We start from the raw sequence: 234 nt of genomic DNA, 5'->3' as shown, positions 1-234 counted from the left end.
AGCGGCTCGGCGAGATTGCCTTCCATCAGCTCGATGATCGACAGAACCTTGGCGTTCTGCACGCCAAGACGGGCGCGCAGCGGCAGGCGCTGGCGGTCGTGCGGGTTGCGCACGCGGTCGGTCAGGTGCTGCTCGCAGATGCGGTTGACGAGGCTTTCGCCGAAATCCTCGCCAATCAGGTTTAGCATCATGTCGAGCGAGGCGGTGCCGCCGGCGCAGGTATAGAGATTGCCG

At 64.5% G+C, this 234-nt stretch carries 1 pseudogene; it reads right to left on the bottom strand.

Going from position 1 to position 234, the window contains the following annotated elements:
- Nucleotides 1-234, bottom strand: a pseudogene (locus EOD29_RS35160) (GlxA family transcriptional regulator); the annotation flags it as partial.

The sequence above is a fragment of the Mesorhizobium sp. M1A.T.Ca.IN.004.03.1.1 genome (assembly GCF_003997555.1).
Taxonomy (GTDB): Bacteria; Pseudomonadota; Alphaproteobacteria; order Rhizobiales; family Rhizobiaceae; genus Mesorhizobium.
This window is presented reverse-complemented; position numbering and strand designations above follow the sequence as displayed.